The 15,631-nt window shown below is 38.9% G+C and carries 12 protein-coding genes; 3 read left to right on the top strand and 9 right to left on the bottom strand.

Going from position 1 to position 15,631, the window contains the following annotated elements; translation table 11 throughout:
* Position 1: 1 nt before the first annotated feature.
* The 4 genes from NLF99_RS08985 to NLF99_RS09000 form a co-directional block, all read right to left on the bottom strand.
* Complete coding sequence (locus NLF99_RS08985) at positions 2-682, bottom strand: hypothetical protein (RefSeq protein WP_254527820.1); 681 nt, start codon at positions 680-682, stop codon at positions 2-4.
* Positions 683-700: 18 nt separating this feature from the next.
* Complete coding sequence (locus tag NLF99_RS08990; RefSeq protein ID WP_185218384.1) at positions 701-1,498, bottom strand: DUF695 domain-containing protein; 798 nt, start codon at positions 1,496-1,498, stop codon at positions 701-703.
* 122 nt (positions 1,499-1,620) lie between these two features.
* Positions 1,621-3,270, bottom strand: a complete 1,650-nt coding sequence (locus tag NLF99_RS08995) for a helix-turn-helix domain-containing protein (protein WP_254527822.1) — start codon at positions 3,268-3,270, stop codon at positions 1,621-1,623.
* 294 nt (positions 3,271-3,564) lie between these two features.
* Positions 3,565-6,165, bottom strand: coding sequence for a phosphatidylglycerol lysyltransferase domain-containing protein (locus NLF99_RS09000; protein WP_254527828.1), 2,601 nt, complete (start codon positions 6,163-6,165; stop codon positions 3,565-3,567).
* 166 nt (positions 6,166-6,331) lie between these two features.
* Between NLF99_RS09000 and NLF99_RS09005 the strand changes: the two genes are divergently transcribed.
* Entirely contained in the window at positions 6,332-6,727 is a 396-nt protein-coding gene (locus NLF99_RS09005) for a (deoxy)nucleoside triphosphate pyrophosphohydrolase (protein ID WP_185213702.1), read from the top strand.
* Between the two features lie 916 nt (positions 6,728-7,643).
* Here NLF99_RS09005 and NLF99_RS09010 read toward each other — a convergent pair.
* The 4 genes from NLF99_RS09010 to NLF99_RS09025 all read right to left on the bottom strand — a co-directional run bounded on the left by NLF99_RS09010 (position 7,644) and on the right by NLF99_RS09025 (position 11,554).
* Positions 7,644-7,814: a hypothetical protein gene (locus tag NLF99_RS09010; protein WP_254527830.1), complete on the bottom strand. Its 171-nt coding sequence runs from the start codon at positions 7,812-7,814 to the stop codon at positions 7,644-7,646.
* Between the two features lie 179 nt (positions 7,815-7,993).
* Positions 7,994-9,223 (bottom strand): Glu/Leu/Phe/Val dehydrogenase dimerization domain-containing protein, encoded by a 1,230-nt coding sequence (locus tag NLF99_RS09015; RefSeq protein WP_254527832.1) that lies wholly within the window; start codon positions 9,221-9,223, stop codon positions 7,994-7,996.
* A 27-nt stretch (positions 9,224-9,250) separates the two neighbouring features.
* Positions 9,251-10,378 carry a 4-hydroxyphenylpyruvate dioxygenase gene (gene hppD / locus NLF99_RS09020; RefSeq protein WP_214648506.1) on the bottom strand — a complete coding sequence of 376 codons (1,128 nt, stop codon included), beginning with the start codon at positions 10,376-10,378 and terminating at the stop codon, positions 9,251-9,253.
* Positions 10,379-10,396: 18 nt separating this feature from the next.
* Positions 10,397-11,554 carry a homogentisate 1,2-dioxygenase gene (locus tag NLF99_RS09025; RefSeq protein WP_254527834.1) on the bottom strand — a complete coding sequence of 386 codons (1,158 nt, stop codon included), beginning with the start codon at positions 11,552-11,554 and terminating at the stop codon, positions 10,397-10,399.
* Between the two features lie 333 nt (positions 11,555-11,887).
* On the opposite strand from NLF99_RS09025, the gene NLF99_RS09030 reads away from it, so the two are divergent.
* The gene (locus NLF99_RS09030) at positions 11,888-12,871 is read left to right on the top strand and encodes a fumarylacetoacetate hydrolase family protein (RefSeq protein ID WP_254527837.1); all 984 of its coding nucleotides are present in this window, start codon (positions 11,888-11,890) and stop codon (positions 12,869-12,871) included.
* A 21-nt stretch (positions 12,872-12,892) separates the two neighbouring features.
* The gene (locus NLF99_RS09035; RefSeq protein ID WP_185218390.1) at positions 12,893-13,789 is read left to right on the top strand and encodes a flavin reductase family protein; all 897 of its coding nucleotides are present in this window, start codon (positions 12,893-12,895) and stop codon (positions 13,787-13,789) included.
* Here NLF99_RS09035 and NLF99_RS09040 read toward each other — a convergent pair.
* Positions 13,775-15,547: an aromatic amino acid hydroxylase gene (locus NLF99_RS09040; RefSeq protein ID WP_185218391.1), complete on the bottom strand. Its 1,773-nt coding sequence runs from the start codon at positions 15,545-15,547 to the stop codon at positions 13,775-13,777. The two genes, NLF99_RS09035 and NLF99_RS09040, sit on opposite strands and share 15 nt — an antisense overlap.
* Positions 15,548-15,631: the final 84 nt, after the last annotated feature.

Genomic DNA, 15,631 nt, shown 5'->3' on the forward strand with positions numbered 1-15,631 from the left:
ATTATTTTTTCTCGGTCAAACTAACTTCAAAACTACCGTCTTCAGAAACCAGGTCGATTTGATAGCTTTCCTGTCCTATTAATTTCATTGGCACAGTCTCCGTGTCAAAATCCGTACTATTCATTTCCATAGAAGTTTTAGCAGTAGTACTTTTTTCCCTTCCTTTAGCTATCAACAAGCTTCCTTCACCTGCATCCATTACCTTAAACCAACTAAAACCCGAACTTTTTGGAGCGCCTGTACCCGGGTTCTTTTCCGTAAACCTGCCAAAATACAAATCTCCGCCATGCATAGGTTCGGATAACTTGGAAACTCGCTCTTGCTGGTATGGATTCGGCTTCACCGTATCATATACTAAATAAGCAAAAAATCCAATAAAAGCTAGAATAAAGATATAACCAAAAATCGTTGGCTTCAGTCGGAAGGGGGCCTGACGTATATGTGGTTCACATTCCTTTACATAGCTTTTCATCCCATCGGACCATTTCCGCTTTGGGATAAACTTATCGGTTACACGATCATAATAACTAGGAGCAGCATTCTTGGAATAACCAGTATAGAATGCGGTAGAAAAATATGATCTATAAAACACCAAAATCATTTGATTTCCCGGATTCACAGGATTTTGCAAATGATCCGCTGAAAAACTCGCCTCTTCAATTTTCTTAAAATAAATAAACATATATGTTGCGTCTAGTTCTTATTGATTTTTTGTTCTGATTACCTCTGATTCCCAGCCACTATAGATTCCATTGAAGGATTTAGCTTTCTCCCATATCGGAAGACATAATTCGTCAATCTGTTCATAGCTTACATAGTCTTGCCTGGATATCCCTAATTTCCATAATTCATCCCGTTTTTCTTTCAAAAAGAGAACAAAGCGTTCGCTTTCCGCAAATTGGAGAAACTCATCCATATCCTTTTCTTCCCTGAAATCTAGGTAATGATGGACATTCCTGGATTCTTTAAGGTCATCCCCTGCTTCGGTCAACTGCCTCAGCACAATTCTGTTCTTGATCATTTCCATCTGGAATGGCAATGGATAAGCCAAATTGAAATAATCACTCCAATTGGGATCATGTCTATGGTCAATTTGATAGGTTAATTTTTCACCAAAATCCTTGTCTAATTGTGAAAGAAAGGCTTTGCTATTTTCTACCTTATGACAATAATACATCTGTAATCGTTCTGAATTCATGGTCAAGGTTGAGACATGCAACATATTCTCTCCATAACGTACGATCAAATCCGAAATCTTATCTTCAACTTCATTGATTAGCTTATAACTTTCTATGGTCGGCAAGCCTTCCTCATTGGCATAGTCAAATGGGATAATCAGATAAAAAACTTCCGATAAGGAATTTATAGGGGCAATTTCAGCTACATTGATATCTACGATGACAGAGGTAACCTGGTTATTGATCCTAGAAAAATAAACCTGCCAATTTTCATCATGACTAGGTACCTGAATCTTTTTCCTGAATAATGATTTGAACATGCTTTCCTTTAGATAAATCAATCCATGGTGAATTACCCAAAAGTAAGCTCCTGTTTTTACTTGTCCGAGTGAAGGGTTGTCGAATTTATATAAATGAAACAGATAGAAATAGCTGAAAAACGCTATTTATTGGTTTCTTCTTTCAGATAGTCCAAAAATTGGGATGGAGTAACTCCAGTACTTTTTTTAAACGCTTTACTGAATATACTATGGGATGAGAATCCACTGACCTCTGCCAAATATGAAATCTTGTACTGCTCAAATTTTGGTTCGTTCTTGATTCTTTCAATTATATATCGGATCCTCAGACCGTTGATATAATCATTGAAATTCATTTCTTTATAGGTATTGATTATTTTAGAAAGGGTGATGGTATTTGTTTCTAGATAACTCGCTAAAAACGCCAAACTCATTTTGCTGTCAACAAATAGTTCTCCTTCCTCAAAATCCTCTAGCTTGTCCAATATTCTGCTAGTTTTTTCATCCATCTCCTTGGTCTGGGAGCTAGCATTTGGCTCTTGATCAACGGTTTCCTTTTTTCGGTTAGCAACCTCCTCCTTATTCTTTTTATCTTTATTTAGCTGCTCCAGGTAATCAGAAATCTTTTGTTTGTTCTTCTTGTTTTCCTTCATTTGGTAAACCAAGATAATGGCCAAACCTGCAATCAGAACAGCTAATCCAAAAAGGATATACCTCAACATAAAATTGGTGCTGTCTTTTGCAGATATATCTTTCTGCAATTTGCCAACCTCCAGATTATTGATAAATGTATTGATGAAATTGGACCTTTTATTATCATTTAGCGCTTGATCTTGCTCCATAAACAGGCCTGAATACATCAGCGATTTCTCTGTATCCCCCAGCTGTTTGCTCGCCAAATAGGCATATCTATAGGATTCCATTTCATATTTGATGTAATCAGCGACAAGCATGTGGTTTTGGATGGCATCTTCCAAGTAATTAAGAGAAGTTTGATAATCTTCCAATTGATAATAGATCATGCCCAGAAAGACTTTGGCCATGTAGGCATATTCCTTGAAATCCTTTCGTTCATTGATATCTATCACTTCTTTAAAAAATGGAATGGCCTGATCAAATTCCTTTTTAAAGAAATGGTATTTACCTTTTACCAAGATCTCATGGACAAAGGTAGTGGTGGTATCTCCCTTAAAGTTTTCAGAATAGATATCTTCTACCAACTTCAGGTTCTTTTCAGCATTACTGAAATCTTCTTTCAGGATATAGCCACATGCTAGGTTCACGGAAAGAGTTGCGATTGCATTTAAATGAAAGCTTTTTTCCTCTTCGGGCAAACGGTCATTTTTCAACTTTTGGAGTTCCCCTATCAGTTTTTCCAATTCATGGTTATATACATCAAAGTTCCCACTCAGATAGTAGAAGTAATTGTATTCCGCATTGGCCAGTACACGTTCGATGCCAGGAGGATAATCATCTATGAATTTTTGGGCCTGCAAAAATGCTTCTTTACTTTTTGCATAATCAGACTTCTTATAATACACCTCGGCAATCCCCATTTTTGCAACAAATTGATTCACTGGATCTTTTGTTGCAACAGAAATGGAATCAAGCTTATTTAGATATTTTAAGGTACCATCCAAGTCACCATTCCCGGCCATAAGATAAAAAAACCAAGTGTAGACTTCTTTCTGTTGATCGGTAGTCAACTTCTTTTTCTCTAAATATTCTAAATAAACCGTGGAACGGGTTAGGTAAGCTTTATCCAATAATTCATCATGAGAATAATTAACCAAACTATCTGTTTTGTCCTGACCTTTTGTAACAAAACCATGAAACATTAAGCTTATAAAAACAATCCAATAAAATATTGAAATTTTCTTTCTCATGCACTGAACCTCAGTTAAATAATCATAGATATAGATGCCTTGAATTAATTTATTTACGAAGAACAATGGTAACTATTCGGGCATTTACGTAAATATAATTTTTTTTACCAATTATGACGTAGCATACCATCAAATAGATGCTATTTTTAAAATTTTAATTAGATGTTTGGACATTTAATTAAAATTCCATTTTTACACTGATCAGGAGCATTGCTTTATGCTCATTACTTTCTTCATGACTGCCGGTAATTGCAATAGATCAAAGTCATGGTCAAAAAGAAGGTATCTTTTCTCCCATTTATTGGAATATTTATCCTTAAAGTCCTTTTGATTTTTGTATTTACGGTATCGTGGAAAAGTATTCGAAACGAAATGCATGATATGCTCTGCAGCAGTATCTGGCTCTTCAATCCCTACCAAAGGCACCATTCCCAAATTAATATATCGATAATCCTGTGACTTGGCATATTCAATAAGCTTAACGATCAATCCGTCCATACAGGCACTTGGAGCATCCATTTTTTTCCTAAAGAGGTCATAAGTGCATTCATCCATTGCATAATCTGGAACGATGTTTAAAAAGGAAACTACATTTCCATCTTTATCATGAATGCAGATCATATCTAATGAACGTAAGATCTCATTGTCAAACTGCCCTTGCGAAAAGATCACCTCGCTCCGATTATTTCCTAATAACCATTCATCTGATACCGATCTTAATTCAGTGATAAACTTCTCGCTGTGTGGCGCATGATGGATCAATGCATGGTAGCCATTCTTCTCCAAAAAGTTCAATCCGTTTCGAAGGGACTTCCTTGATTTCCCATTTAAATTAAATTGAGATACATCTATGATCCCTTCAATTCCAATAAGCAATTTCTTCTTTCGCAGATACTGGAAATTGAACAAATTATCTTCTGAAACCCTAAAGTAAATGCTCTTTAGCCCCTGCTTACGGCAGTACTGATCAAATTCCTGGATAATATTTACCTTATCTGTCCAATGACAGACTGGCTCGTCCAATACTACAGCATATTTATTGGCAACCCGATAGGAAACAAAACCCAAAGCCAAATCCGAAAAATAAAGCTCCTTTTCCTTGGAGATCTTAAAATAATCCAAGGATGAATTTACAAACTTATCTAAAAGCATTTTAGCCATCGCTTTCTCATCCTGCCCATGGTCCTTTGCTATATACTTCTTCGATTGGAGGATCGTATAGAAAAACAAGATCCAACATGCAAAACCCAGAACATGGATGATATGGAGAAACTCCCGGCCAAAATTTGTCTTTGGTTCCAAGCCAGCATCGGAAAACAATAAAAAACCATTCAAGGCATATAAAAAAGATTCCTTCCAGCTAAAGTCTATCCCAAAATGCCTTTTATCAATAATATAAAAGCTAATGGTTTCAAAAAACAGAACCGCCAGAAATGAAACCAGAAAGGATAATATCCCGATCCGGACCCAATAGATATTGGCCTGAATGCGGTATTCTTTTCGATTATAGATCAAAAAGAGCAATGTAATGGCCGCAACAATGGACTCCTCATAGTCAATGCCCTTTATCAAGTGACCAAACAACGATAAAATACAGAATATGCTAGCAAACCAATACGCCGTCCTATAACCCTTTAACAAATAGGTGGAACTCACCAATAGGCCAATTCCAATAATTAAAACAAGCAGTTTAGAAATTGACAAGGTCTCTGCAGGAAAGTAAAACTTTTCTAAATGTAACCTATCAGCAATTGGAGGTAATAAGACCGATATGATATTGAGAATCCCCAACAAGAAAATCATCACTGAAGGACCAATTCGGGTAATCAATTGTGCCCCTTTCATGGAAAAGGAAATAAATCCAAATAAGAGCGGCAACCAAAACTCAAACACCCTATACAGAAGGGTAATTCCGAGACCTGCTTCTTGGCTATATCCAAATTTCTTAAAAATTAAAAACATGGATAGCTCAACAGCTCCTAATCCTCGCAAAAATGGCGATACAATCATCAATAAAGTTGAAATGATATAACCTAAAATAGCCGCTTCAAAAGAAAGTGGCAGGCCTAAAGCTTTCATGGCTATCAAAATATGGAAGATCCCACAAAATTCGACCAGAACAGAAAAGAACAAGGATAAAAGCAGGTACCTTTTGTCCACTTCACTTGAAAAGAGATTTGAAATCTGAATAACGGTATTCGGAAACCTTCTTTCTAAAAGTTGATAAAGCCTCGTTCTATACCTAATGCAATAAAAAACATAAAATGAAACAGCTAAAATTAAAGCCAATATGAGGAAGGGGACCAACAAATTGCCGACCTGATCACTCTTCCATAGGCTATATAACAAAATTGGAATGGCAAGTAAAAAGACCGAAAACAAGGCAAGATAACCATAAAGGATGCTGGTCTGGTGGATTTGGGTCTTATTGAGGTTCATCCTTCTCAATTGAGTGGTATTATAAGCCAAAGAAGAGATTCCTCCGGCTGGCAAAAAAACACTCAAAAGATTCCTTTTCAAGAAAAGTTCCAAGGCAACTTTGATACTGATCTTGAGGCTCATCGCTCTAAAACTGGCCACATACATATAGCCTTCCATCAGAATAAAAAATAAAGTCAGTAAAACACCAGCTATTACCCAATAGATATTACAGTTTTGTAATAGCGGCATGATCTGTTCTATTTCCTTCCGCTGATCCCGAAAGAAAACGAAGGCCAATAAAATAATGAGAATTCCCAAAAGCTCCTTCCAGTATCGTAGGGGACTTATATTCTTAAGGTTTACAACTATTCTTTTTGGCATACTATAAAAAAACAATGCGATAATTTCTATAAATCTAATCAGCTCATGTTTACAATTAGTTAAAATTTTATAATCTAATTATAAACTGTTCTTTTCTTTAAAATTCTTTAAAGGACTTTCCCTAAAATGTGTATGCTTTCCGTCTCATTTTAGTATATTTACTCTGATGATACATGTTGCTTGTGCCTTAATAGAAAAAGATCAACAGATATTGATCTGTCAGCGATCCGCAAAAATGAAATTGCCTCTAAAATGGGAGTTTCCAGGAGGAAAATTGGAAGAAGGTGAAACCCTGGAAGAATGCCTGGTTAGGGAAGTTTTAGAAGAGATCAATCTGAACATACAGATCCATGAACCCCTCACAAAAGTAGAATACCATTATCCCGACTTCTCTTTAACCCTTTACCCTTTTATTTGTTCCATTAAAAGTGGCAAACTGAAAGCCAATGAACATGAACAGGTAATCTGGGTTGATAGAACTGAATTGTTCCGTTTCGATTGGGCAAATGCCGACCTCCCTATTATTGAAGAATATATCAGGACACGAAGGGAAGAGGTGTAATCTCCTAAGGCAAATACCCAGAAAAAAATTAACAAATCAATAAAGATTGCATTGGCGTACTGCTCCTGCACCTTCGGTTTCCCCTTCCTGTCGTCCTGACGAAGGAAGAATCTCGGAATATTACAGACCTTTTCGATTAAGATATTGGGGATTGCATCGGCGTACAGTTCCTGCACCTTCCGTTTCCCCCCTTCCTGTCGTCCTGACGAAGGAAAAATCTCGGAACCATACAAATAAGATTGAATTAGCTTACTGCTCCTGCACTTTTTGCCTTACTGTCATGTTGAGGCACGAAACATCTCGGAACATTACAAACATTATCTAATAATAAATCAATAAAGATTGCATTGGCTGGCGGAAAGTTCCTGGACCTTCGGTGCAGCATGACATGCCTTAGTAGTAGAGAACCGTACAGATTCTTCACCGATCGTTCAGAATCAAAATTCGCTAAAGAGGGATTCAGAGTGAAACGAAGAATCTATTTTTTGTTTTTTAGGATCGCTGTCATCGTGAGCACAGCGAACGAACCGTTTTCTTACTTTATCAAGAACTATTGAAAAACATTTTACCCACGCTGTGGGTTGGCCATTACACACATCCAATTTCTACAAAGATTCCCCCCCCTCTGGGGATTCACAAAACAAACAACCATTCTTCCGAAGGAAGCCCATTAGCTACCGGCTCATTTCAATTGGCGGAAAAATGGAAAGAATGCCGTTGCCTGGAGCGTTGGGATCGGCTTCCTCGACATCAAGACATTCTTTTCATGTGTTGTGGCTGCTGCGAAAAGCCATCATAAATTGGCCGAAGCGTATTTTAGAAAATTTGCAGCAATGAGAAATGGTGGTATTCACCCATTTGGGTAAATGATTATTGGAATATATGCGGCGGGCGAATGCTATTCGCCCCTACAGCATTAGGGACTTTCCAACGTCAAGTTAATCAAAATCATGGTCCATCCGGTGGGTGAGCGGAGCTGATCCCTATCCTGGTTCATATCCAGTTCTTGGTCTATCCTCTTATCCGTTTCATCCTGGTTCATTTCCAGTTCTTGGTCCATCCTCTTATCCCTTCCATCCTGGTTCAAACCAACGTTATAATTTCTTTTTCATAGATCATTACTTATTTATTTTCTCTACAATTTGCCAACGGACAATTATTAAAACCACCTATTCTCTCAAAAAAAATGGCCCCGCAAAATCTATCAAAAAACAAAAAAGCCAGCAAAAATACTTTGCTGGCCGACAATTATTTACTATTCATCAACTATAGCAATTGCCTCAAGGCTAATTCATAAGCTCTTGAGGAAATGTTTATTTTAGTTTCAGGGTTATAGCTATGGATCTGCTCCAATGCTTTTCGGATAACATCTGAAACATCCTGAAACAGGGAGTCATCGCTGATCTCAATATTAGGCTGCATCAGGTAGGCAAAGACCCTTGCCATGCCACAATTGGCAACAAAGTCTGGGATCACTGCAACATGTTGATCGGCATATTCCATTACAGGGCCATAAAAAATCTCACGATCTGCAAAAGGAACATTGGCGCCAGAAGCAATTACCTCCAGACTGTTATCGATCATCTGCTGGATCTGTTCCTTAGAAACCAATCTTGAAGCTGCCGCAGGGATAAAGATTTCAGCAGGAATACCCCAAATTTTGGAATTGACCTCCTCAAATGGAATCATATCTTCGGCAAAAAGTGAATTTCCGTTTCGGGATAATAACAAAGATTGGATTTCCTCTTCGGAAAAACCCTCTTCTTTAATCAAACCTCCTACCCGATCGATGATACCAACAACTTTCACCCCTTTTTTGCTCAGATAAAATGCAGCAGAAGCTGCTACATTGCCCCAACCTTGGATGATGGGACTTTTTCCAGAAACATGACCCTCAAATAAATCATAATAATGGCTAACCGATTCTGCTACGCCGAAACCCGTAATCATATCAGCAACCTTAAATTTCCTTTTCAGGTCAGGGCTATAGTGTGAGTCTTCCAATACCTTGGAAACTCCATATCTCAATTGCCCAATCTGATGGATACGTCCATTCTCCCGAATATCAAAATGACCATTCAGGACACCCTCTTGAGGATGCCATAAGCCAAATTGCTCCGTCAATGGGATGACATCATGGATTTCATCCACGTTCAGATCACCGCCAGTGCCATAATAATTCTTCAACAGAGGAGTTACCACTTTAAACCAGCGTTCCAATACACCATGTTTTCTTGGGTCTGCAGGATCAAAATTAATCCCTGATTTTGCCCCTCCAATTGCAGGTCCAGAAACCGTGAACTTCACTTCCATTGTCTTTGCCAAGGATTCAACTTCATTCCTGTCCAATCCCGAACGCATCCTTGTACCACCTCCGGCTGCTCCACCTCTCAAGGAATTGATCACAACCCAGCCTTCTGCTTCAGTTTCAGTATCTTTCCATTCAAAAACAATCTCAGGTTGTTTCTGCTCAAACTCCTGCAATAATTCTTTCATAATCAATAGGTTCATTAAATTGAAATCTTATAGGTTACCTCTTTTTTCTTGTTCTCTTTCAATCGCCTCAAACAGCGCCTTAAAATTTCCAGCCCCAAAGCTTTGGGCCCCTTTACGCTGAATGATTTCAAAGAACAAGGTCGGGCGATCCTCCACCGGCTTGGTAAAGATCTGCAACAAATAGCCCTCTTCATCACGGTCAACCAATATCCCTAAATCTTGGATAGCCTTGATCTCCTCATCAATTTCGCCTACCCTTTCTGAAAGCATATCATAATAGGCCTCTGGTGGAGCTCCTAAAAACTCAACGCCTCTTTCCTTTAATGCTTTTACCGTTTTCATTATATCATGCGTTGCCAGGGCAGCATGCTGAACACCTTCGCCCTCATAAAACTCTAAGTATTCTTCGATCTGGGATTTCTTCTTCCCTTCTGCAGGTTCATTGATCGGAAATTTCACATAACCATTTCCATTGCTCATGACTTTACTCATCAATGCAGAATATTCTGTATTGATCTGTTTGTCATCAAAAGAAAGGATGTTTACAAATCCCATAACATCCTGGTACCATTCCACGGTTTCATTCATACGGTCCCAGCCCACATTTCCAACACAATGGTCTACATATAACAAGCCAGTTTCTTCAGGATTATAATCGCTCTCCCACTTGACATACCCCGGCATAAATGGTCCTGAATAGTTCTTCCGTTCAACAAACATGTGTACCGTTTCCCCATAGGTATAGATTCCAGCTGTCCGTACTTCCCCGAATTCATCTTCCTTGACCTCCAATTCCTGATAAACCTTTGCACCGCGTTTTTTCGTTTCTTGCAGTGATTTTTCAGCATCATCAACCCATAATGCCAATATCTTCACACCGTCCCCATGCTTTTTAACATGTTCAGAAATAGGGCTATCGGATTTCAAGGCGGTAGTCAGGATAATACGGATCTTGTTCTGCTTCAATACATAAGATGCTCTATCCCTAACACCAGTTTCGGGACCTGCGTAGGCCTCCGATTGAAATCCGAATGCCGTTTTATAGAAATGGGCCGCTTGCTTGGCATTACCCACATAAAATTCAATATAATCCGTTCCATTGATAGGCAAAAAATCCTGAGCCTTTGCTATCTTCTCTGCGAATGTTTGTGTCATAATATTTTTATTGATTGGTTAGTTTATCCATGATTTATAATAGTCCTGATCTTCAATTTCCAAGGCTTCCTCTGTTAACATCAAAGGCCTAAAAGGATCGATCATTACGGCGAGTTCTTCTGTTTTGGTCTGACCAATACTTTTTTCCACTGTTCCAGGATGTGGTCCATGCGGAATTCCACCAGGGTGTAAGGTAATCTGTCCGCGTTCTACAGATTTTCTGCTCATGAAATCTCCATCTACATAATAGAGGACCTCATCGGAATCTACATTGCTATGGTTATATGGCGCAGGAATGGAATCAGGATGATAATCGTACATCCTAGGGCAGAAACTGCATAAAACAAAGGAATTTGTTTCAAAGGTCTGATGGACTGGAGGGGGTTGATGCAACATCCCGGTAATCGGCATGAAATCATGAATGGAAAAGGCCCATGGATAATGGTAGCCATCCCAACCTACAAAATCAAAAGGATGTGTCCCGTAGATATAAGGATAAATCAATCCTTGTTTCTTGATCTTGATTTCGAAATCTCCCTTTTCATCAAATGTTTTCAGGTTCTGTGGCCTGCGGATATCTCTTTCACAAAATGGGGAATGCTCCATCAATTGCCCAAATTCATTTCTATATCGTTTTGGAGTTCGAATAGGTTCAAAGGATTCAACGATAAACAGTCGATTTTTATCAGCATCAAAATCAATCTGGTAGATTACCCCTCTAGGAATCACTAAATAATCACCGTAAGCAAATGGAATCTCGCCGTAGCCGGTCCTCAACGTTCCAGAACCTTCATGGATAAAGATTACCTCGTCTGCTTGGGAGTTCTTGTAAAAATAACTGTCCATAGATTTCTGTGGAGCAGCTAAAGAAATATGTAGATCGGAGTTGACCAGAACTGGGGTCCTACTCTCTAAAAAATCGGCCTTAGGTTTGACCTGAAATCCTCTCAAGCTGGTATGTTTCAAATGCTTGTCCCGGGCAATTTTAGGGTTCACATCATAAGGCTCCCTAATCTCCTTGACAATGGTCGGTGGATAGCAATGATACACCAAGGAATAAACACTTGAAAACCCATGGGTGGATACTAGTTCCTCAGAAAACAATTCTCCATTGTCTTTTCTGAAAACTGTATGTCTTTTTGGGGGAATCTTACCCAATTGATGATAAAGTGGCATAATAATAAGTTTAAAAAATGATTATAATATGATTGAATTACATAGCCTCTGGCTAGATATCACTTTGAAAAAGAATTAAATTTGGTATTAGTACTGCGCGAAAACAACATCAGCTATCAATGCCTTGATATAGGGCATTAAACCTTTTGGGAGGTTTTTTGGCTTTATGTTGCTTATGTTCATATTGGTATGTATTATTTCAAATATACCCTTTATAATTTTATATTTACATAAAGATTGGGAAAATAAATATGGTATTATGAAATTTAATTTTCCGTCACAGAAAAATTATAACCTTTATAAATAAATAAGCAGAGTATTCAAAAAATCATTATGAAAATTGTAACATACTTGGAAAATGGCAAAGAACAGCTTGGTTTTGTTATTGAAAACCTCGTTTTTCCTAGCCATATGATATCTAACAAACTTCCCAATTCCTGCTTAGCATTGCTTCAGCTCGGGCAAGAAGGACTTGATTTAGCAAATAAGGAGCTACAAGAATTCAAAAAGATAAAAGATTTTCAAAATGAGGGCGTAAGTTTTTCGGAAATTACCATGATCGCCCCCCTTCCCAATCCAACCTCCTTTCGGGATGCCTATGCATTTAGACAACATGTAGAAACTTCCCGTCTGAACCGTGGATTGGAAATGATACCCGAATTCGACCAATTCCCCGTGTTCTACTTTTCCAATCACCAAGCCATTCAAGGTCCTGGACCCGTATATTGCATGCCCCGCCATTTTGAAAAAATGGACTTTGAATTGGAGGTGGCCATTGTCATCCTTAAAAAGGGTAGAAATATCAAAGCATCCGATGCTGATCAATATATAGCTGGTTTCACCATCTTAAATGACCTCAGTGCCAGAAATTTGCAGATGCAGGAAATGAAGCTCAACCTGGGACCAGCAAAAGGAAAAGATTTCGCCAGTACCTTTGGTCCTTATCTGGTTACCCTCGATGAACTGGAGCAATACAGAACAGCACCTTTGCCAGGGCATACAGGAAATGCCTATGACCTTAAAATGAAATGTTGGATCAATGACCGGCTGGTTTCTGAAGGTAGCCTTGCCAGCATGAACTGGACCTTTGCTGAAATTATCGAACGGGCATCTTATGGCGTGACCCTCTTTCCTGGTGATATTATAGGTTCTGGAACGGTTGGAACGGGTTGCCTATTAGAAATTAACGGTACTGGAAAGCGTAAGGACCAAGCTTATCAAGAAATCTGGATCCAACCAAATGATAGAATCAGTATGGAGGTAACAGGTTTGGGGAAACTTGAAAACATCATCTACCAAGAGGACCTTTCTGAATAATCAATAATTAATACGATATATATGCAGTTCAACGAAACAAAGACATTCAACCAAGAAACCCACGGATCAGTTTTCGATAGCTTAATAAAATACGCAGTGGCGCCAAGGCCGATTTGCTTTGCCTCAACCATAGATAAAGCAGGAAATGTAAATCTAAGCCCATTCAGCTATTTCAATTTCATGTCCCAGAACCCGCCCATTTGTGTGTTTTCACCGCTTACCCGGGTCCGTGACGGAAAAGATAAACACACCTTGGAAAATATCCGTGAAGTTCCTGAAGTCGTTATCAATATCGTAAATTATGATATGGTACAACAGCAGTCCTTAGCCAGTACGGAGTACGCAAAAGAAATCAATGAGTTTGACAAATCTGGATTTACCGCTTTACCCTCAGGATTGGTCAAACCACCTAGGGTAGCTGAATCACCAGTCCAATTGGAGTGTAAGGTCAGAGAGATTATCACCATCCAAGAAGGTGGAGGAACAGGAAATTTAGTTATTGCTGAAGTGGTCAATATGCATATAAAAAGTTACCTATTGGACGAAAATGATCAAATGGACCAAGCAGCCCTAGATCTTGTGGCACGATTGGGTGGGGACTGGTACTGCCGAGTGACGAAAGAAAACCTTTTTGAGGTTCCAAAACCGCTACGGAAATTAGGGATCGGAGTAGATCAATTACCAGAACATATCCGCAATTCCTCTATATTGACAGGAAACCAATTAGGTCTCCTCGCTAATATAGAAGCGATCCCATCATTTGAAAATGACATCTTGGAGGATGAACAGATCCATACCTTAAAAAGTATGTGGGAACAGGACCAAACCCAATTGAATAATGAGCTGCAGCGATATGCTGCCAGATTATTGGATGAAGAGCAAATAGAAAAAGCTTGGCAAGTCCTACTGGTACATTAATTCCAAATTAATTGGTTGGGTCTGTGCAAGCCTTATTCCATCAGATATTAACTTTTCAAGGTCAGGGTTTTTCCTGGCCTTTTCCTTTAAAATAAACCTTAAACTATCTTCTAATTCAATCTGCCCTTCGTGGATCGCTAATTCATAGAGCTCGACCATGGCTAACCAATCGTTAGGGAATCCTTCCAACAGCTCTTGAACCAATACTGATAAGGCCCTTTCTTTTCCCTGCCCTTCTCTTAATTCCCTGATTTGCCCGTAAATTTCATGGAGATCTTTTTGTTCATCGGTCCAATTTTGCTTTTCAGTTTTAATTTCTGAAATATTGATGTCAGGATCAAATGCAAATTTATCAGCAGCCCCTGCATACACAGATTTAACCGAGCTTCCTACAGCCATGTCATAGATACCCCATTCAGGCTGGAATAAAACTTGACCAGTAGGTTCATGGACGACCGTGCATTCCTCAAAACTAACGAGCAGCAGCAAGCCATCTTCATTGAACACAAAGGATCTTACATTCCCTGATACCAATATTCCAGATTTAAAATATAATGATCCTGGCATGCCTTCAATCAATCCTAGGCCCTCTAAATCTTCTGCTCTACATTGTTCCAATGGCAATCGCTTTCCTATCAATAATCCAATCGGAGAACTAAATCCATCTTTATGGTAATGCTTTCCATGACCTTTCAATTCCAGATTTTTATAAGCCAATGCGGTTGGCCCTGTAGTTTTAATTGCAATCAGTTCCTCCCCCAAAAACATGGATGTAAATACTCCTGAAACCTGTAAACCAGAACTCAGCTCTACCGTGCAGGTATTACTGCTGTCAATGGCTTTTTCCATCGCTTCCTGCCCCCCCACACGAAAAGCCATAGTTTTTGAAAATTCATCCAGTACCTCGTAAGCATGTTTAAAATCAGGCGTTACAAATAATTGAGGTTGCGGCTTGGTAATATCATATGAAAACTGGAGGGTATCGATATCATAAGGCAGTTTTTTGACGTCCGGTTGCATACAACTTGCACTTTCACCAATGGAAGAAAGCAAACCTGCGCCATATATTTTATGATCTTTTACCGTTCCGATCAATCCATATTCCACCGTCCACCAATGCAACCTGCTCAGTAAAGCCATTTCTGAAGGCTCACCCATATTACTTGAAATGGCGTCAAAACGATCCGTTGCTGCTTGTACTTCTTCTTCAGTGGCATCTTCTCTTTCTTTGACAATGGATAAGGCCCTGATAGCCTCATACAGCTCAAAATCTTTACCTGAACTCATGGCTTTGGATCCAACCTCACCGAAATGCTGTAAATAGGCGGCATATTCAGGTTCACCTATGATAGGTGCATGACCGGAAGACTCATGAATAATATCTGGAGCTGGTGTATAGGTAATATGTTCAATCTGTCTAATGTCTGCTGCAATGACCAACACACAATGTGCTTGGAATTCCATGAATGCTGCTGGCGGTATAAATCCATCAACCGTTACTGCCCCCCAGCCTATTTTCTTTAGGCTATCATTCATGGATTGCAAGTTAGGGATACGTTCGATCGTCAATCCAGCCTTTGTCAACCCTGGTATATAAGGGTAATACGCAATGTCCTTCAGGTAGGCATAGTTCTGCCGCATCACATATCGCCAAATCGCCTGATCTAAGGCAGAGTATCGATCATAATTTTGCTCGACTACATATCTTTGAAGATGTTTGGGCAATCGCTCTAAGACGGGATTATCGTAGCTATTCATTATAAATTAGTTTAAACGAAAATAAAAAAATTTAACTAAATAAACAATAGACCAAACCTTCCTCTCCTAGAATGTCCCTTAAAT

Source organism: Sphingobacterium sp. LZ11T8, assembly GCF_024261425.1.
In the GTDB taxonomy this organism is placed as follows: Bacteria; Bacteroidota; Bacteroidia; order Sphingobacteriales; family Sphingobacteriaceae; genus Sphingobacterium.